Below are 18,863 nucleotides of genomic sequence, written 5' to 3'. Positions count from 1 at the left end.
AATTGTAGGTCTGAAAACTACGACTGAAAACTGAAAACTCTAGCTAGGCTTCCATTTTTCCAAATCCAACAGTCTCACGATAAATCTGAGGCGAAACATCAGCATTAGTTTTAAAGAAACGACTGAAATAATGTTCGTCATCATAACCTAATTCATAAGCGATTTCTTTTACGGTTTTATTAGTCAAGTATAACTCTCTTTTAGCCTCGATAATAATTCTTTCCGAAATTAAATTGGTCAAAGTTTTATTGAAATAATTCTTAGATAATTTCGCTAAAGCTTTTGGAGAAATATTCAATAAATCAGCATAATTTCCAGCTGAATGTTTGGTTTTAAAATTCAATTCGATCGCATCTTTCAAGTTTTGTAGAATCACTGGTTCTTTTGAATCTGGAACCGATTTCATTTCTTCCAATTGCTCGGTTTTTAATCTCGAAGCTGTAATTAAAAATATCTTTAAGTACGAAATCAATAACTCATATTGCGCCAATTCTGCGTTTTGAATTTCAGCTTTCATTTGATCAATCACCATTTTAAAAGTCTGTGCTGCTTGTTCTGTAACCTGAACATATGGCGGCTGATAAATATTATTGAACAAAACACCATTGCAAGAAACCTCTTTTTGATGCATATGAATGCAATAAAAATCAGGATGAAAATGAATTGCGATTCCTTCAATTGGCTCATTTACGCAAAGCATAAAAGGCTGATATGGTGAGAAAGCAAGAAGTGAGTTTTCTTCAAAATAATGTTCTGAAAAATCGGCTTTAACTTTGCCTTTTCCTTTCGTTACCCAAATTAAAGAGTAATAATTATTGCGTTGTAAATGGTCAAAATGAATATTGTCCTCAAACGAAAGAATTTTGAAAGCCAAATTACCAGTTTGCGGATTTATCAAAGTGGAAATATTTTGAGAACTCATAAAGTGCTGTTTTTGAAAATATAAAGATAGTTATGAAAAGAATTCACAACTATCTTTATAAATTGTTTTTTGTTATAATGAAAGAGTGCTTTTTGATTAAACCGCTGGAAAATCAATTTCAGTATTTGCTACATTATTAAAGTAGTTTGTTAAAACATTTAAAGCTACGTGTCCAATAGTTTCTGCAATTTCAGCATCAGAAACTGCTGCATTTTTAGCTTTATTTACATCTTCGTCATTTACTAATCCATTTTTGCTGATTAAAACTTTGGCAAATTGTAAAATTGCCTCTGTTTTTGCATCAGTAGAGTTTCCTGTTCTTGCTGCGTGTAAAACCGCTGGATCTGCTTTTACCAATTTTTCTCCAATAAAAGAGTGAGCTGCTAAACAGTAATCACAAGAATTGCTTTCTGAAACTGCCAATGCGATTAATTCTCCTGTTTTTGCACTTAATTTTCCATGACTCAAAGCGCCGCTTAAGTTTAAATATCCTTCAAGAACTGCTGGAGAATTTCCCATTGTTCGCATCATGTTCGGAACAACGCCCAATTTTGCTTGAACTGCGTTGAATAAATCTTTAGTTTTTCCTGTTACTTCTTCTGGGTTTAATGCTGTTAATCGTGTCATTTTATTTAATTTTTTAAAATTGTTATTTGTTGTTGTCTTTTGACATTACAAAGTTGCAACGATTACAGATTTTAAAACATGGAGAATGTACGCTATGTGATGGATAATTTTCCCTAGCTTTCTTCAGGAGCCGATCCAGCTTTCCGCTTCAAGTCCTCACCCAAAACCCTGATTTTTCTAAGCCATAAAACGAGCTTCCGTTGGTCGCTGTTTTCTGGCAAGATAAATCAGGGTTTTGAGTTCCGGGCTTTCCACTTCAATCTGGGCTAAGAAATTCGTTTTTATAAGAATGTTTTGTTTATTTCGAAAGGAATTACAAGTTTTAGATGTAGTAAACTTTGTCAAAGTTTTAAACTTTGACAAAGTTAAACGAAAGTTCTTCCACAATCTTGTCATTTCGACGAAGGAGAAATCTTCGTAAGAAGCTCGACAAAGATTAGGAATGTTCTGTATGGCTTTCCCATTTAGTTTGTCATTTCGACTGAAAGGAGAAATCACAAGCGGGATTCGGCAAAGATTGGATTATCGGTGTGGAGTTACTTACGAAGATTTCTCCTTCGTCGAAATGATAAGATTGTGTTGATAGTTTTGCGGAATTTCTAGTGCGATTTCTCGTTCCTCGAAATGACAAATATTGCGCAAAAAAAACAGGTTTTCCTTGAAAGGAAAACCTGTCATAAACTATATTTTTAAATATTTTATTTCAAAACACCTTCAACAGCCAGAATTGTTGTAGCATGATAACCAGATTTCGCTTTTTCAAAAACCTGTTTTGCCCAAACTTTTCCTTCAGGAGTTTTTGCCATTTCTTTATAAAGCATCATAACAGATCCCGTTCTGCTGATTCCAATTAAAAATTGTTCAATTGCAGGATTTGCAACTTTATATTGATGACGAATTGCCTGAACAAACCATTGGCGTTTAATGATAAAATTGCCGCCTTTTGTAAAGTTGAATTCTTTATCGATTGCTTCCATTTCTTTTGCTGTAATATCAGCGGGAAGATGGTCTATAAAATGTTGTTTTTCTGCTGTAGTTGTAATTTTTTTGCTCAAACCTGCAACGCTAGTTTCTCTCCAGCTTTTTTGTATTGCATCAATGGCATCAAACTCTGCTGAACTTACCGGAAGAATATTTGATGGAATTCCTGGTTTGTAAATCCAGTTATCTAATTGTATTTTATCTGCTAAAGCTTTATCTCCATTTATTAGATTTTCGTTTAAATATTTCACAAAATCTTCTGTTGTGATCGATTGAAAAGCATGAGAGTCAAAATAGTTTTTGATAAACGGATCGAATTTCTCGCGTCCGACAGCATTTTCAATAACTCTTAAAAAGGCATAACCTTTAACATAAGGAATTTGGCTGATTCCGTCATCAGGATTTCTACCTGTCAAACTAACTTTTAATCTTGTATCTGGATTTGTATCTCCATATTCCGCAACATTATCAGTCAATTCTTTGTTTGTGATAACGTTTTGCATGTCGAATTCTTTCTTTCCAAAAATGGCTTCTCCAATTCTGTGTTCTACATAAGTGGTGAAACCTTCATTTAACCAAATGTCATCCCACGTGGCATTAGTAACTAAATTTCCGCTCCAGCTGTGACCTAATTCGTGTGCTAGCAAACTTGTAAGCGAACGATCTCCAGCAATAACTCCAGGAGTTAAGAAAGTCAAGTTTGGATTTTCCATTCCGCCATAAGGAAAACTTGGAGGTAAAACCAAAACATCATAACGTCCCCAACGATAAGGTCCATATAGTTTTTCTGCAGCATTTACCATTTTTCCTAATTCAGCAAATTCGTAAGCTGCATTTTTTAAAACAGAAGGTTCTGCATAAACTCCAGTTCTGTTATCGATTGCTTGAAATTCGATATCTCCAACGGCAATTGCCATTAAGTAAGACGGAATCGCTTTGTCTTGTTTGAAAGTATAAACTCCAGTATCATTTTTCTTCTGTGGATTTACAGCGCTCATAACTGCCAATAAATCTTTAGGAACCGTAACTTTTGCGTTATAGGTAAAACGAATTCCAGGAGAGTCCTGACACGGAATCCATGTTCTTGACCATACACTTTCTCCTTGAGAGAATAAGAAAGGTTTCTTTTTGTCGGCAGTTTGTTCTGGTTTTAACCATTGTAAAGCCACAGCATCTTTAGTTGTGCTGTAGTAAATATTTACTTTAGTTGTATTTGGCTCAATAGTTATATGAAGCGGTTTTCCGTGAAATTCAGTGTCAGCACCCAGTTCGAATTTTGCTTCTTTTTCCTCGTCGCCTAAAGTTACTTTTGTAATATTTAAAGTATTTTCATCGAAGATAATTTCATTTCCTTTACTGATGTTATCAATTGTCCAAGATGCTTTTCCTGAAATAGTTTGTGTGTCGAAATCAACTTTAATATCAAGATCAAGATGCTTTGCAACAGCAAGTTCTGGTTTAGAGTAACTGTGTTCGTCTGTAATGGCAGCTGTTTTTTCTGTTTGCTCTTTTTTCTGGCAGGCAATTGCTGTCAGAAATAAAGTGACAAGAATTAGTTTCTTCATTTTATGAGGTTTTGAATTTGAGGATGAAAATTAAACAAAAAATCCCGTTCCGAAACTTCGGGACGGGATTTAATTATAAAATTAACAACGATTATGCCAACATTGTAACTGGGCTTTCGATGTATTGTTTTAATGTTTGTAAGAACTGAGCGCCAGTTGCACCGTCAATTGTTCTGTGGTCACAAGCTAATGATAACATCATTGTGTTTCCAACTACGATTTGACCGTTTTTAACTACTGGTTTCTCAACAATTGCACCTACAGAAAGGATTGCAGAATTTGGCTGATTGATAATTGAATTGAATTCAGTAATACCAAACATTCCAAGGTTAGATACTGTAAAAGTACTTCCTTCCATTTCTTGTGGTCCCAATTTTTTGTTTTTAGCTCTTCCAGCAAGATCTCTTACTGAACCACCGATTTGAGACAAACTCATAGCATCTGTAAATTTCAATACAGGAACTACTAATCCGTCTTCAACAGCTACAGCAACACCAATATTTACGTGGTGGTTGATGATGATAGCATCTTCTTTCCACTGAGAGTTGATTTTTGGATGTTTTTTCAATGCTAAAGCACAAGCTTTAATTACCATATCGTTGAAAGATACTTTTGTATCAGGAACGCTGTTGATAGCAGCTCTAGCTTGCATTGCTTCGTCCATACTTACTTCGATCACTAAGTTGTAGTGAGGTGCAGTAAATAAAGATTCTGCCAAACGTTTTGCAATGATTTTACGCATTTGAGAATTTTTGATCTCTTCTGTGTAAACTTCTCCAGCAGGAACAAACACTTTTGGAGCAGTAGGAGCAGAAGCTTCTTGTTTTGCAGCAGGTGCAGAAGCATTAGTTTGAGCCTGAGCAGATGGAGTAAAGTTCTCGATATCGCTTTTTACGATTCTTCCGTTTTCTCCAGAACCTTTAACTTGGTTTAAAGAAATTCCTTTATCAGAAGCGATTTTCTTAGCTAATGGTGAAGCTAAAATTCTTCCTCCATTTGAAGTTTCAGCAGCGGCTTCAGGAGCTTTTTCAGCAGCAGGAGCAGCTTTTGTTTCTTCAGCAGCAGGAGCGCTTGCAGGTGCAGCACCTCCGGCAGTATAGTTTTCAGCAATTCCAGCGATATCAGTTCCTGCAGGTCCGATGATAGCTAATAAGCTGTCAACAGGAGCAGTGCTTCCTTCTTGAATTCCAATGTATAATAATGTTCCAGCATTGAAAGACTCAAACTCCATAGTCGCTTTGTCTGTTTCAATTTCTGCTAAAATGTCACCTTCAGCGACAGTATCACCTACTTTTTTCAACCAAGTAGCTACTGTACCTTCCGTCATTGTATCACTCAAACGTGGCATAGTTACAACTACAACACCTTTTGGTAATTCAGTTGCAGCTTTTGCAGGAGCAGCAGTTTCAGTTTTTGCTTCGGCAATAGGAGCATCCGCTTTTGGAGCTTCAGCAGCAGCAGGAGCATCACCACCAGCTAAAAGAGCAGAAATATCTTCTCCTTCTTTACCAATGATTGCTAATAATGAATCAACAGGAGCAGTTTCTCCAGCTTGAATTCCGATATGTAAAAGAGTTCCTTCGTTAAAAGATTCGAACTCCATAGTTGCTTTGTCTGTTTCAATTTCAGCTAAGATATCTCCTTCGCTAATTTTGTCGCCTACTTTTTTTAACCAAGTCGCTACCGTTCCTTCAGTCATAGTATCGCTCAAACGAGGCATTGTTACTTTAATCGCCATGATATTATAATTTATGAGGTGTAAATGGATAGTCTTCTTGTGCGTATACTACATCGTATAATTGTTGTAAGTCTGGATATGGAGATTCTTCAGCGAATTTCTGACATTCCTCAACTAAGTCTTTAACTCTTTGGTCAATTACTTCAATTTCTTCTGCTGTAGCATATTTTTGATCCATAATTACATCAAGAACTTGTGTAATTGGATCGATTTTTTTGTACTCTTCAACCTCTTCTTTAGAACGGTATAATTGTGCATCAGACATAGAGTGTCCTCTGTAGCGGTACGTTTTCATTTCAAGGAAAGTTGGTCCGTCTCCGCGACGTGCTCTTTCGATAGCTTCGTGCATTGCTTCAGCAACTTTTACTGGGTTCATTCCGTCAACTGGTCCGCAAGGCATTTCATAACCTAAACCTAATTTCCAAATGTCAGTGTGGTTTGCAGTTCTTTCTACAGAAGTTCCCATTGCATAACCGTTGTTTTCAACGATAAATACAACTGGAAGTTTCCATAACATAGCCATGTTGAAAGCTTCGTGAAGAGAACCTTGTCTAGCAGCACCATCACCAAAGTAAGTCATAGTAACGCCGCCAGTATTGAAATATTTATCAGCGAAAGCTAAACCAGCTCCCACAGGAATTTGTCCACCTACGATTCCGTGTCCGCCGTAAAAACGGTGTTCTTTAGAGAAAATGTGCATAGAACCTCCCATACCTTTAGAAGTTCCTGTTGCTTTTCCTAAAAGTTCTGCCATTACATTTCTAGGATCAACTCCCATACCAATTGGCTGAACGTGGTTTCTGTAAGCAGTAATCATTTTATCTTTGGTCAAATCCATAGCGTGCAATGCACCTGCTAATACAGCTTCTTGACCATTATATAAGTGTAGAAAACCTCTAACTTTTTGTTGGATGTATAATGCTGCAAGTTTGTCTTCAAACTTTCTCCAAAGTAGCATGTCTTCATACCACTTTAAATATACCTCTTTTGTAACTTCTTTCATCTGAATTCTTTCTTTTGCTAAAGTTGTTTGTGTTATCGATTCTTGTTGCCTGTAACGCAAAATAGTTTCCTCCCACAAATTTGCGCCCGAAAGGTCGGGATGCAAAAATAAGACATTACATTTAAGAACTAAAATTTAATGACTACTTTTTGGCTTTTTTTTACAAGAACTTTTTATCGAACATCAACGGAAGTAAATTTTTCAGTGATGATGATTTGTAAACCTCTCCAATTTCGCCCATAAAATAGATTTCAATTTGTGTGTCTTGTTTTATTTCATATTCTGCAATCGATTGCCTGCAAGAGCCACAAGGCGGAATTGGAGCTGTAGTCTGATTAGTGTCTGAGGCTGCTGTAATAGCCATTTTTAGAATTTTTGCCTCTGGATAAGCACTTCCTGCATAAAAGATTGCTGTTCTTTCTGCGCAAAGTCCAGAAGGATAGGCGGCATTTTCTTGGTTAGAACCTAAAATAACTTTTCCATTGTCTAGAAGCAAAGCGGCTCCAACTCTGAATTTAGAATAAGGGGCATAAGCTTTTTTTCTTATTTCAACCGCCTGATTCATTAGTTCTTGAATATCGGTTGGGAGCTCGTTTAGGTTTTCAAATATTGTAAAAGAAGTTGTTATATTGATTTCTTTCATTTTTTATTGAGGAAAAAAAATCCAAATTCCCTTATTTAGGAATTTGGATTAAGTTGTTTTTATTTTATTTCTGTTTTTAATACGTTTCGTATTTGTCTCCAAAGTTAAACGTTAAAGAGAAACGAAGCGTGTTTTCTAAAGGATTTTTTATTTTTGATGCTGAGAATAGATATGATACATCAATTTTCATGATATTATATTTAAATCCAGCTCCTAAAGAGAAAAATTGTTTTGCTCCTTTTTCTGGACTTTCGTGATAGTATCCTAAACGCATTGCAAACGAATCTTGGTACATATATTCAGCTCCAAGACTATAAGTAACCTCTTTCATTTCTTCTTTAAATCCGCCTGGGGCATCTCCAAAAGATTTGAATATTCCTTCAAACCAACCTATGTCGTTGTATTTTTGGTATCCATTATTGGTTGCTTGCGCTTGCGAAATGTCTTCAGGATCATCAAAGTCACCATCGCCATTTCCGTCAACAGGAGTTCCAATTCCTGGAGGAGTTGGCACTAATAATTTGGTAAGTTCGGCGCTTACTGTAAGTTTGTTATAATCATCAAAAATGAAATCAAATCCTCCACCTACTCTTAAATTAGCTGGTAAGAAGTTTGAGCTAATATCATCATTGTCATAGCTAATTTTTGGTCCTAAATTTTGGAAATTAATTCCGGCTCTCCATCTACCATTGAAATCTTGATAAGCAATTTCTTCAGATTGGTAAAAAGCGGCAACATCAACTGCAAAAGATTTTGCTGCTCTTGCGTCTACATCTTCTGAAGCAACTTTTAGATTAGAATTGATAAAACGAGCACCAACTGCCATCGAGAATTTTTCACTCAATTTTAGGGAGTAAGATCCGTCTAGCGCGAATTCGTTTGGATTAACTTCTCGAACTGGTTCTGTTGGATCTCCTGTGTATCTTAATTCAATTCCTCCAAAACCAAAATAACGAAAACTAGTTGCAAAAGCACTTTTTTCGTTGATTTTGTTGTAATACGTTAATTGTCCTAAAGAAATGTCATTAGCAAGATCTGTTAAGTATGGAGTGTAACTGATAGAAAGACCTTGAGCGTCTTCTGAAAAGGCATATTTTGCAGGATTCCATTGTTGAGAGAAAACGTCTGCAGATGTAGCAACTCCTTGGTCTGCTAAACCTGCTGCTCTAGCGTCTGCAGCTACCATTAAAAATGGAACTCCTGTAACTATAGGTCTTGATTCTTGAGCTTGTAAACTACAGAGAATAAAAAAACAGATTAATAAAAGTGATATTTTTTTCATTGGTGGGACTAAATTTTTTTTGGTGATGCAAATATATATAATATTATAGGATGACAAGCTTTTCGTATTTTTCTGCTTTTTTATTTGTTAAATTTGATTTTACAGTGAGTTTGTAAATATATACTCCTTTTCCAATTCTATCTCCAAAATCATCTTTTCCGTCCCATGTTATGTCGCGCGATAAAAATCCTTCTGTAGTAATGGTCTGATTTTTTGTCCAAACTACTTTTCCTGTAATAGTCATTACCTGAACCTGCACATCTAAAGGTTCGTAAGGTCTATTGTGAGAAAACCAAAATTGCGTATAGGTCGAAAAAGGATTTGGATAGTTAAGAACGTGCGACAGTGTTAGCGAATCATCTCCTACAACCGTAAACTGAATTTCACTCGTAACAGGATTGTTGTAGACATCCCACGCAGTAAAACTTATAGTATGCAATCCTGGAGTTAGATTTCTAAACGGAAAACGTAAATTTCCGTTGGTGTAGTCATCTAATTTTGTTTGGTAATAATCATTCAAAATATAAGGATTGCTCACATCTCCGTCTAAAATTGCTACAATATCATGCCCGATTCCGCTTGCTGTATTTATTCCGTTTTCGTCTTCTAGAAAAGCTAAAAGGAAAGGAGAGTCATTTGTGATGCCTCCAGATACAAAAGTTTCATCGTTCATATATAACTTAACTTTTGGGCTAATATTGTCCTGAGGTGCATTTTCGTTAATTCCTCCAATTTTAATAACATTATTATAACCAGTTTGGTTTTCTAATGATTCGTTTTTCTTAGAATAAAAACTGATTCTGCCATTGTCAACAGGAATTCTGATGTCTCTTGGGACAACAAAACTAAACTCAAATTGTCCGTTGGTTACAGAGGCATTACCTCTGAAAATAGTTTCTCCTAAAGTTTTAAACTGCATTGCGGGACTATTGCCATCATTGTTTAGTGTAGAAGTGGTGATCATTTTGTCGAAAATGGCCGTAGCCAATTCTCCGTTATAATTACTTAAAAGAGTATTATTTTCGTCTGTTATTTCTCCTGAAAGTTTGATTTTTGAAAGAGATTTAAAATCTGGAATTGGTTGCGAAACAGCGATGTCATTTACTTTTGTTAAATTAATTCTCGGTTTCGGAATTGCAAGCATTAAAGCAGGATCTCCAAGATAAAAAATAACATTGCTTGAAGAACTCGGATTCTCATTTTTTGAGATTCTAAGCGTTTCTGCAATTGTATTATATTGATTTGAACCGTAAGATAGTAAGTTTTTGCTTAAACTGTCATTGAAGTTCTCGGCGTTAAACTGTCCAATTGATCGGATTGTTGTAAGCATAGAAATAGCGCCTCCTTTTGGATTCCAAAAAGTATATTCGCCAGCGGTTGGTCGTGTTGGATCGTCAAAACGCGAAAACTCACAGGTAATAGTTATAAATAAAGGATATTTATATTGATTATTTAAATTCTGTCCATCTGATTTTTCCCAAATCCTTTCGCTTGCCAAACCGTCTTCGCCTCCATGACCTAAATAATTAAAGACTAAAGCGCCTTTTTCAAAAGCATTAAAAATATCTGTTCTGGCTTTAGGGTAACGCGAACCTCCAGCGGAAGCTTCTTGCGTGTAAGCATCTAAAAATATTTTATCAATATTAAAAAATGGCTTTTCTGTTGCGATAACGTCAGCTAAAGCATTTTGGCGAGCTTGTAAACTTGCGTCTGAACTTTGGTCGGAATCATCGCTTATTAAAACGAAATTATTTCGCCAGTTTCCGTACGATTTAAGATCGTAATATTCCAATACTTTATTTACCATTTCACTTGCTTGCGCATTATCTGAAACCAGCATTCGTCCTACGGCAATATCAATTCCTCCAAAAAAAGAAATTATATTTCCTTCGTCGGCATCCATTAAACCAAAAAAATCATCAGACGCAAAAGAAGATTCGCCAACGGTATTACTGTTTAAGGAATGATAAATAGGAACGATGTTAGTGTTGTTGGTAATGCGGTCTTTGTAATCGTAAGAAGCGTCTCCGAAAAGATTAACATATTTTATCCTTTTATCTGGAGAAGATGCATTATCATAAATGTATTTGATGCAGTTTCTGATAGCACTAATATCTTGTTTTCCAGAAGAAAATTCCTGATAGATGTTCTCGAGAGCAATTACTTTTACAATTAAATTAGAATTGGTGCGGTGAAAAGTCGCTAATTTTTCTGCTTGTGAACTTAGAGACTTTGGCGTTATAATTACATAATCAACATCTTGAAAGCTGTTTTGATTGTTTTTAAGTAGCGTGCCTTTAAGATTCTGATTCGCAATTTTCGATTGACTTTCCTTTAATGGAGTGTAAAAATCTGCTGCGTCAACCGTGGTGTATTTTCTGATTTCGCCAAGTGTCGCTTTAAAGCTAAAAGAAGATTGACCTGCATTATCAATTTTTGATACATTATATAGGTCTGTAATATCCCAAATTTGCGAAATAGCCGCAGCGTTTCCAATAGTGTAATTTACAATGCCAATTGTCGAGCCGGCCAAATCGTATTGAAATTTGAATTGTTTCCCTGTGCCTAATAGTCTTCGTTTTGCAATTAAATTAATGTAATCTAGATAACCTTTTGATCCCGGAACACCGTTGTTATTATAATTAAGCTTTACTTTTATATTGTCCGTTCCGGAAAAAGTGGTGTTGGCAGGTAATTTTCCGTTGTAATATTTAGTGTCAGAATTGGTGATTAAAGCATTAAAAGGAATATTTCCGATGTTTTGTCCGTTTGAAGAAATCGTAAATGAAGTAGGGGTGTAAGCTGCAGAAGCGGCATTTACTTCAATTTTAACTGGAACAGAAGTATCTAAATTTGGAAAGCTAAAAGAAAATTCCTGTTCTTGGTTAATGTCAAATGATTCTCCCAGCCATTGTCTTCCTAAATGTGCAATGTTTGTTAAGTCGGTTTCGTGCGATTGATAGTCATCAAACGTGTTAAGTTCTAATGTTGCGATTCCAGTTGGCTGAATTAGATTTGAAATTCGTTTTCCTTCATTTCCTCCGCTTGTAATGTAATAATAAGATTTTGTGCTGTAGAGGTTAATGTTGGTTTGGCTTTCGGTATTCCAATTATCAACTCCTTCGGCGTAAAAAAGAATGAAATCTTCATTATTAAAAACGCCATCGCTTTCTCCAGAAATCTGAATCGCATTTTCAATTAAATCTTCTGGATAATAAATATTGTTTGCCAAAGGAAGCATTCGACCGCCATTTCCGTAAATTTTTATTCTTCTCGGATCAACTTTAGAAGCATCAAAACCAAGACTTTGCAAAAAAGATCGAGAGATTTTATAAACGCCGGATTTTTCAACATAAAAACGATACCAATCACCAGAAGCTAGCACAGAATTTGAAATTACAGCGCTTTTTTGAGAAAGTGACGAATTGTTTGTTTTTGAAGTTCCAGCAGTTGAAGAATAAGAAAAAGATTTTATTCTTTTAAAGCCATTTCCATCTTTAATAATAGGCGAAAGAATTAAAAAAGCTTGTTGATTTCCGCGTGAAGAAACCACTTTTAGCGATTCATTTGGCTTTTCTGGAATGCTATTTTGAGTTAAATCGCCTAGATCAGAGGTGGAAATTTGCTCATAAATGACGTTTGAGATTTGTATTGAATTTGAGCCAGAAAAGATAGATTGATTCAAATTAAGCATTAATGTTATGCTTTTCTTAGCTGTGTCAAAGCGAAAACTATTACCGGAAAAATACGGAATTATGAGTTTCTGTTCTCCGTAGTTCATCTCTTTTTTGCCTTGCCAATCTACTGTAAAGTTCCCATTTATCTGAGAGAGACAGATAATTGGAAGCAAAAAAAGATATATTTGTAACGCTCGTTTCATGCCTCAAAAATACGGGTTTAATTTAAAAATATTTTAGTAAGTAAAAATATAGTATTTCATGTTATAGTAATAATAAAAAGTATATTTTTGCGTTCGTAACTATAGGTTATTTTCTGGTAAAAAAACAGTGAAATAAAATTATTAGAACGGATGTTGCTAATTAAATGTTAATTATTATATTGCAGCACCTAAATTTATCACCTAAGAATGAGTATGAAAGTAAACAAAATTGTAGCCTTGCAATTAATGATGTCAATGGTATTGATGTTGGGCACGGCTAGTTGTAGCAAAAAATCGAGTTCCACTCACGCTTCGAGAGCAACTGGCTGGGATGTAGATAGTCAGAATGGAACTGCTGCTAGAAATGCAGGTAAAAAACAACAGGCTGGTCCTGGTTTGGTTTTTGTTGAAGGAGGTACGTTTACAATGGGTAAAGTACAGGATGATGTTATGCACGATTGGAATAACACGCCAACCCAACAACACGTTCAATCATTCTATATGGATGAAACCGAAGTTACAAATGGTATGTACTTAGAATACCTAGAGTGGTTAAAGAAAGTTTTTCCACCGACAGAAGAAAATTACAAGAATATTTATGAAGGTGCATCGCCAGATACACTTGTTTGGAGAAATCGTTTAGGATATAACGAAACGATGACTAATAACTATTTAAGACACCCATCTTATGCTAATTACCCAGTAGTTGGTGTTAACTGGATTCAAGCAGTTGAATTTAGTAAATGGAGAACAGACCGTGTTAACGAAGCTGTTTTAGAAAAAAATGGTTACCTTAAAAAAGGAGCTAAAACAAATGAAGTTGGTGCAGATAATGCGTTTAACACTGAAGGTTACTTAATGTCTCCAAGCACATCACGTGGTGGTAGCGAAGAAATCGTGTTAAAGAAAAACCCGACAGGAAGAAGACCTAAAGCAGGAAAAGATGGTGTAGTGCCAGAAGAAAAAAATGTGTACGCACAACGTTCTTCAGGAATCATCTTGCCAGAATACAGACTTCCTACTGAAGCAGAATGGGAATATGCAGCTGCTGCAGATGTTGGACAAAGAGAATACAACATTTACAAAGGACAAAAGAAATATCCTTGGTCTGGAGATTACACTCGTTCTTCAAAACGTAAAAATAGAGGAGATCAATTGGCTAATTTTAAACAAGGAAACGGTGATTACGGTGGAATTGCAGGTTGGTCAGATGATGGAGCAGATATCACAAACTCTGTAAAAAGCTACGCACCAAACGATTTCGGATTGTACGATATGGCAGGTAACGTTGCAGAATGGGTTGCCGATGTTTACAGACCTATTATTGATAATGAAGCAAACGATTTTAACTACTACAGAGGAAATCAATATGCTAAAAACAAAATTGGTAAAGACGGAAAAGTAGAAATTGTTACAACTTCTACAATTAAATATGACACTCTAAGTAACGGTAAAGTTATTGCAAGAAATCTTCCAGGAGAAATTGCTCAAGTGCCAGTTGATGATCAAGAAACGTATTTGAGAACAAACTTTAGCCAAAGTAATAATATCAACTACAGAGATGGTGATAAACAATCTTCTAGATATTTTGATTTTGGAGATTCAGAGTCTGGAGCAAAAGCAGATCAAGCAATGTACAACTCTCCTAAACATAATGTTACAACAGACAGTTTAGGTAAAATGATCAGAAAGTATGATAACTCTAGTAAACGTACTACTTTAATCGATGATAAAGTAAGAGTTTACAAAGGAGGTTCTTGGAGAGATAGAGCTTATTGGTTAGATCCGGCTCAAAGAAGATATTTCCCTCAAGATATGGCAACTGATTACATTGGATTTAGATGTGCAATGTCTAGAGTAGGTTCTAAAGCTGAAAAAAGAAAATCACCTAGAAACTAATATTTAGAAATTTTAATATAAAAAATTCCAAATTCCAAAAGCTGAATATTCAGTCTGGAATTTGGAATTTTTTTATTGTTTTTTTTCTACTTTTATCATCTATTAAAAAAATTATAAATGAATATTCAAGACATTCATAACCTGTTTTTACAATGCAGTTCTCTTTCTATTGATACTAGAAAGATTGAGAAGAATTCAATGTTTTTTGCCATTAAAGGAGAAAATTTTGATGCGAATACATTTGCCAAAGAAGCTTTAGATTTAGGCGCTTTATTTGTTGTTATAGATAACGAATCTTATTTTATAGATGAAAGAACTATTTTGGTAAAAAATAGTTTAGAAACGCTTCAGGAGCTAGCAAAATTTCATCGTGACTATTTGGGATTGCCAATCGTTGCTTTGACTGGAAGTAACGGAAAGACAACTACCAAAGAATTAATCAATGTTGTGTTGTCTAAAAAGTTTAAAACAAAAGCAACAATTGGAAATTTAAACAATCATATTGGTGTGCCGCTAACACTGCTTTCTTTTACCAAAGAAACAGAAATCGGAATTGTTGAAATGGGAGCTAATCATCAAAAAGAAATTGAATTTCTTTGTCAGATTGCGCAACCAGATTTTGGTTATATCACAAACTTCGGAAAGGCACATTTAGAAGGGTTTGGTGGAGTTGAAGGTGTTATTGCTGGAAAAAGTGAAATGTATCAATATCTAGCCGCAAATCAGAAAACTGTTTTTGTAAATCTTGAAGACGCAATTCAAGTTGAGAAATCCAAAGGTATCAAATCCTTTACTTTTGGAGTTAAAAACCAAAATGCAGATTTAAATATCCAGAAGATTGAAGCAAATCCGTTTGTGATTATTAATTACAATGACTTTCAAATAGAATCTCATTTAATTGGTCTTTACAATTCAAATAATATAAATGCAGCTGTCGCGATTGGTAAATATTTTGAAGTTCCAGAAAGCGATATAAAGAGCGCTATTGAAAATTATATTCCAGCGAATAATAGATCTCAAATGATGCAAAAAGGCTCAAATGAGATTATTTTAGATGCTTATAATGCAAATCCAAGCAGTATGTCTGTGGCGATTACTAATTTTCTTCAATTAGATAAAAAGAATAAAATTATGATCTTGGGAGATATGTTCGAATTGGGAGATGAAAGTCTGTATGAGCATAAAGTTATTGTCGATTCTTTAGCAAATCAAAAACAAGCATTATGCTTTTTGATTGGAAAATCTTTTTATGCAAATAAGATTTCAAATGAAAATATTCAGTTTTTTGAAACATTTGATTTGTTTGCAGAATATCTTAAAAAGTATGAATTTAATTCAAATACAATATTAATAAAAGGTTCGCGGGGAATGGCTTTAGAACGTTCTTTAGAATATATTTCATAAAAAAAAGCCATCAGCCGCGGCTGATGGCTTTTTTCTTTTAAATAGTCATTAAGAAACCAATTAGATTTTCTTTTTTGTTTAATCCTAATTTTTTTCTAAGTCGATAGCGGGCAAGTTCTACACCGCCGGTTGAAATGTTCATGATTTCGGCTATTTCTTTGGTTGACATATTCATTAATAAATAGGTCGATAAATCTAGCTCTCGTGGTGAAATTGTTGGGTATTGTCCTTTTAAGCGTTTTAAGAACTCAAAATGGACATTTTTAATGTGTTTCTCAAGATCTTTCCAGCTTTTATCAGTATTCACTTCTTTTACAATGCTCTTGTGTAATTTACTGAATTCTGATTTTGTACTATCGTCTAATATGTTGGTATCAATATCTTTAAGTTTGTGTATGATTCCATTTAAAATCTTATTCTTTTTTACCACTTGTAAAGAGTTGTTTACCAGTTCTTTATCTTTTGCTAAGATTTTTATTTGAAGTTTGTCATTTTTCAGCTTTTCAATTTCTTTCTCCAAATCATGTTGCTCGTGTCTAATTTTAGATTCTCTTTCCAGGTATAATCTTCTTTGTTCGATTGTTTCGTAATATCTGTTTTTTCTAATTTTAAGTTTAATTCTAACAGATATTAAATAAGCTCCCAATAAAACAAGGATTAAGTAAAATAAATAAGCAAGAAAATGTCTGTACCAAGGCGGAGATACTGTAAATTCTACTTCTGTAATGTCGGATTCTATGCCGTAACTATTTCTGGCTTTTAATTTCATTACGTAATTACCCTCTCTAAGGTTGGTGTATTCTTTTATAGCGGTTTGCGACCAGCCGCGCCAGTTTTCCTCAAAAGGCTCAAGTTTGTATGAATACATCACATTTTCTTGATTTTCATAAGTAGGAGATGCAAACGTAAATTTGACACGATTGTATTTGTACGGAATGGTGTAAGAATCTGTTTTTTTAGGCAGATTTCCCGTTAGTATAGTGTCGCCAGGAAACGAAAAACTTTCGATAAAAGCTTTGGGTTTCGTCATAAAAGTATTTGGAATGGTAGAATTGTAATGCGTTAAACGGTCTGTTAGTCCTATAAAGATATTTTCAGGATCTATAGCGTTTACAGAAATATAATTATTTACCAAATTCCCAGTTAAATTTGAAAAAATAGCTTGTTTTTTAGTGAAAGTTCCATTTTTATTTTTCGCTAAGACGCCTAATGATTCATTAAACGCATACCATAAACTACCAGAAGGATCTTCTATTAAAGTGTTTATGGTTGGAATTCCCTCAAATAATTTTGTGATCTTTTTGTCTTCAAAAAAAGTTTCTTGTTCTACAGAATATCTAAAAAAGTGATTTTGAGCTTGAATGTATACTTTATTATTAATAGTTTGTAAGCTGTTAATTCCTTTGTACTTATCAGATATATTAACGTGTTTTTTTATAAAATCAAAGCGCAATAAATCCTCAGATAATTTAACTTGATATAGAAACGGATTTTTCTTTAACCATAAATAATTTTCGTCTATTTCGACAGAGAAATTATTGGTCGTTTCATCAAAACCTTTTACTTGATGAAGATAATCATATCCTGATGCAGATTTCTTAAATACTGAAAATCCGTTATAACTTTCGCCAATAATATAGTTTTCATGATCAGGAATTTTCTTGAAACCAAAATATCCTTTTGTGTCTAAAATTTTTGAAACTCTATTGTTATTTATAACCAATGCACCGCTGTTACTGGCGCAAATAAGCACATCGTTTAAGACTTGGATATTCCAGACTTGAGAAATTGTTCCTTCAACTCTCATAAAAGGACTGTCTTTAAATGATTGTCCCCAAGGATGATAGAATAAACCTTGATTGGTAGCTACATAAAGGTTTCCGTTGTGAGTTGTTGATGCATAAACAGTTCCTATATTATAGCTGTAATCGAAATACGAAAAAGGCGAATTTTCATTTATAAAAGTGATACCGTTGTCAAGTCCAAGCCAAATATTATTCTTATTATCAATAAATGAAGCTAGAATTGTATTGTTTTGAATGCCTTTTTGTCTATTTAAATGCTGAATTATTTTTCCGTTTAAATCGCAGATTATTGCTCCATCTAATACGGAATTAAGAATGATAAATTTGTTTTTAATAATAGATCCTCCGAGAGATGTGTTTTTTCGAATAAAATCATTTGCTTCTGTTTGCCAAGGTTTTATAACTCCATTTTCTGAAACAAAAAGACCTTTTTCTAAAGTTGCATACAATAATCGATTGTTTGGCAAAGGAAATAGAGACCAGATTTCTTTGTCATTAAAGATAGTCGTGCCTTTTATTCCAGTAAGTTTTCTATTTCTATATTCGAGTAAACCTAAGGTTTTGTCTTGGAAATAGAGACGGTTGTTTACTAAAAACGAAAACTGAAATTTATGAGGAGCCGTTAAAGTGGTGACTTTTTCATTTTTTAGAAAAAAGACTTTACTGAAAGATTGGAAAATGATTTCGCCATTAAAAATGTGAATTCTCCAGATAAGATTGATGTTTTCTTTATCAATAGGGCTTAAAAGGCTGTATAAAGAATGATATTTTAGAATTCCTTTTTCATTAGTTTTAAAATATCCAAATTCATTATTTCCGCCTACAAATATTCTTCCAAGTGCATCAATTTTTAAGCTTCTTATCTCAGATTTATTAGGTAAAGAGTATTTATGCCAGTTTGAACCATCAAATTGTATTAAACCGCTGTTGTTCGCAAAATAAATGTTTCCGTTTTTGTCTTGATCAATGCTCCAGTTCTGTGTTCCACCTTTATATTCTGATCTTTTGTAATTTTTTATATCAGGAATTCCAATGTTTTTTACTTGACTAAATCCTTTTATTTGTAAGAAAAATAAGGAAAGTATTGTAAAAGTTCTAACTATGAATTTCATAA

11 protein-coding genes are annotated in these 18,863 nt (G+C 34.3%); 2 read left to right on the top strand and 9 right to left on the bottom strand.

The window, feature by feature from the left end; all coding sequences use genetic code 11:
* Nucleotides 1-43 precede the first annotated feature (43 nt).
* From P0R33_RS10065 to porU, 8 genes are all read right to left on the bottom strand, one after another.
* Complete coding sequence (locus P0R33_RS10065) at nucleotides 44-922, bottom strand: helix-turn-helix domain-containing protein (RefSeq protein ID WP_276175312.1); 879 nt, start codon at nucleotides 920-922, stop codon at nucleotides 44-46.
* A gap of 96 nt (nucleotides 923-1,018) precedes the next feature.
* Nucleotides 1,019-1,549 carry a carboxymuconolactone decarboxylase family protein gene (locus P0R33_RS10060; protein WP_276175311.1) on the bottom strand — a complete coding sequence of 177 codons (531 nt, stop codon included), beginning with the start codon at nucleotides 1,547-1,549 and terminating at the stop codon, nucleotides 1,019-1,021.
* Between the two features lie 698 nt (nucleotides 1,550-2,247).
* Nucleotides 2,248-4,095: a hydrolase/aminopeptidase gene (locus P0R33_RS10055; protein WP_276175310.1), complete on the bottom strand. Its 1,848-nt coding sequence runs from the start codon at nucleotides 4,093-4,095 to the stop codon at nucleotides 2,248-2,250.
* 91 nt (nucleotides 4,096-4,186) lie between these two features.
* A complete protein-coding gene (locus P0R33_RS10050) occupies nucleotides 4,187-5,833 on the bottom strand; it encodes a pyruvate dehydrogenase complex dihydrolipoamide acetyltransferase (protein ID WP_276175309.1) in 1,647 nt (548 codons plus the stop codon).
* Between the two features lie 4 nt (nucleotides 5,834-5,837).
* Nucleotides 5,838-6,836, bottom strand: a complete 999-nt coding sequence (gene pdhA, locus P0R33_RS10045; protein ID WP_223707312.1) for a pyruvate dehydrogenase (acetyl-transferring) E1 component subunit alpha — start codon at nucleotides 6,834-6,836, stop codon at nucleotides 5,838-5,840.
* Between the two features lie 160 nt (nucleotides 6,837-6,996).
* The gene (cdd, locus tag P0R33_RS10040; protein WP_276175308.1) at nucleotides 6,997-7,479 is read right to left on the bottom strand and encodes a cytidine deaminase; all 483 of its coding nucleotides are present in this window, start codon (nucleotides 7,477-7,479) and stop codon (nucleotides 6,997-6,999) included.
* Between the two features lie 76 nt (nucleotides 7,480-7,555).
* Nucleotides 7,556-8,761 carry a type IX secretion system outer membrane channel protein PorV gene (gene porV, locus P0R33_RS10035; protein ID WP_276175307.1) on the bottom strand — a complete coding sequence of 402 codons (1,206 nt, stop codon included), beginning with the start codon at nucleotides 8,759-8,761 and terminating at the stop codon, nucleotides 7,556-7,558.
* 43 nt (nucleotides 8,762-8,804) lie between these two features.
* Nucleotides 8,805-12,641 (bottom strand): type IX secretion system sortase PorU, encoded by a 3,837-nt coding sequence (gene porU, locus P0R33_RS10030; protein ID WP_276175306.1) that lies wholly within the window; start codon nucleotides 12,639-12,641, stop codon nucleotides 8,805-8,807.
* Between the two features lie 213 nt (nucleotides 12,642-12,854).
* Between porU and gldJ the strand changes: the two genes are divergently transcribed.
* Both gldJ and murF read left to right on the top strand, forming a co-directional pair.
* Entirely contained in the window at nucleotides 12,855-14,540 is a 1,686-nt protein-coding gene (gene gldJ, locus P0R33_RS10025; RefSeq protein WP_276175652.1) for a gliding motility lipoprotein GldJ, read from the top strand.
* A 117-nt stretch (nucleotides 14,541-14,657) separates the two neighbouring features.
* Complete coding sequence (murF, locus tag P0R33_RS10020; protein WP_276175305.1) at nucleotides 14,658-15,944, top strand: UDP-N-acetylmuramoyl-tripeptide--D-alanyl-D-alanine ligase; 1,287 nt, start codon at nucleotides 14,658-14,660, stop codon at nucleotides 15,942-15,944.
* 37 nt (nucleotides 15,945-15,981) lie between these two features.
* Here the strand turns inward: murF and P0R33_RS10015 are convergent, their stop codons facing one another.
* Nucleotides 15,982-18,861: a triple tyrosine motif-containing protein gene (locus P0R33_RS10015; protein ID WP_276175304.1), complete on the bottom strand. Its 2,880-nt coding sequence runs from the start codon at nucleotides 18,859-18,861 to the stop codon at nucleotides 15,982-15,984.
* Between the last annotated feature and the right edge of the window lie 2 nt (nucleotides 18,862-18,863).

This window comes from Flavobacterium sp. YJ01, assembly GCF_029320955.1.
In the GTDB taxonomy this organism is placed as follows: Bacteria; Bacteroidota; Bacteroidia; order Flavobacteriales; family Flavobacteriaceae; genus Flavobacterium.
Note: the sequence above shows the minus strand (reverse complement) of the source record. Positions and strands in the feature narration are given on the sequence as shown.

What these genes read in the sequence shown, in the direction of transcription:
- P0R33_RS10050 (WP_276175309.1), bottom strand. Translation starts at nt 5,833, where the DNA reads ATGGCGATTAAAGTAACAATGCCTCGTTTGAGCGATACTATGACTGAA.
- P0R33_RS10060 (WP_276175311.1), bottom strand. Translation starts at nt 1,549, where the DNA reads ATGACACGATTAACAGCATTAAACCCAGAAGAAGTAACAGGAAAAACT.
- porU (WP_276175306.1), bottom strand. Translation starts at nt 12,641, where the DNA reads ATGAAACGAGCGTTACAAATATATCTTTTTTTGCTTCCAATTATCTGT.
- P0R33_RS10055 (WP_276175310.1), bottom strand. Translation starts at nt 4,095, where the DNA reads ATGAAGAAACTAATTCTTGTCACTTTATTTCTGACAGCAATTGCCTGC.
- porV (WP_276175307.1), bottom strand. Translation starts at nt 8,761, where the DNA reads ATGAAAAAAATATCACTTTTATTAATCTGTTTTTTTATTCTCTGTAGT.
- murF (WP_276175305.1), top strand. Translation starts at nt 14,658, where the DNA reads ATGAATATTCAAGACATTCATAACCTGTTTTTACAATGCAGTTCTCTT.
- P0R33_RS10015 (WP_276175304.1), bottom strand. Translation starts at nt 18,861, where the DNA reads ATGAAATTCATAGTTAGAACTTTTACAATACTTTCCTTATTTTTCTTA.
- gldJ (WP_276175652.1), top strand. Translation starts at nt 12,855, where the DNA reads ATGAAAGTAAACAAAATTGTAGCCTTGCAATTAATGATGTCAATGGTA.
- pdhA (WP_223707312.1), bottom strand. Translation starts at nt 6,836, where the DNA reads ATGAAAGAAGTTACAAAAGAGGTATATTTAAAGTGGTATGAAGACATG.
- cdd (WP_276175308.1), bottom strand. Translation starts at nt 7,479, where the DNA reads ATGAAAGAAATCAATATAACAACTTCTTTTACAATATTTGAAAACCTA.
- P0R33_RS10065 (WP_276175312.1), bottom strand. Translation starts at nt 922, where the DNA reads ATGAGTTCTCAAAATATTTCCACTTTGATAAATCCGCAAACTGGTAAT.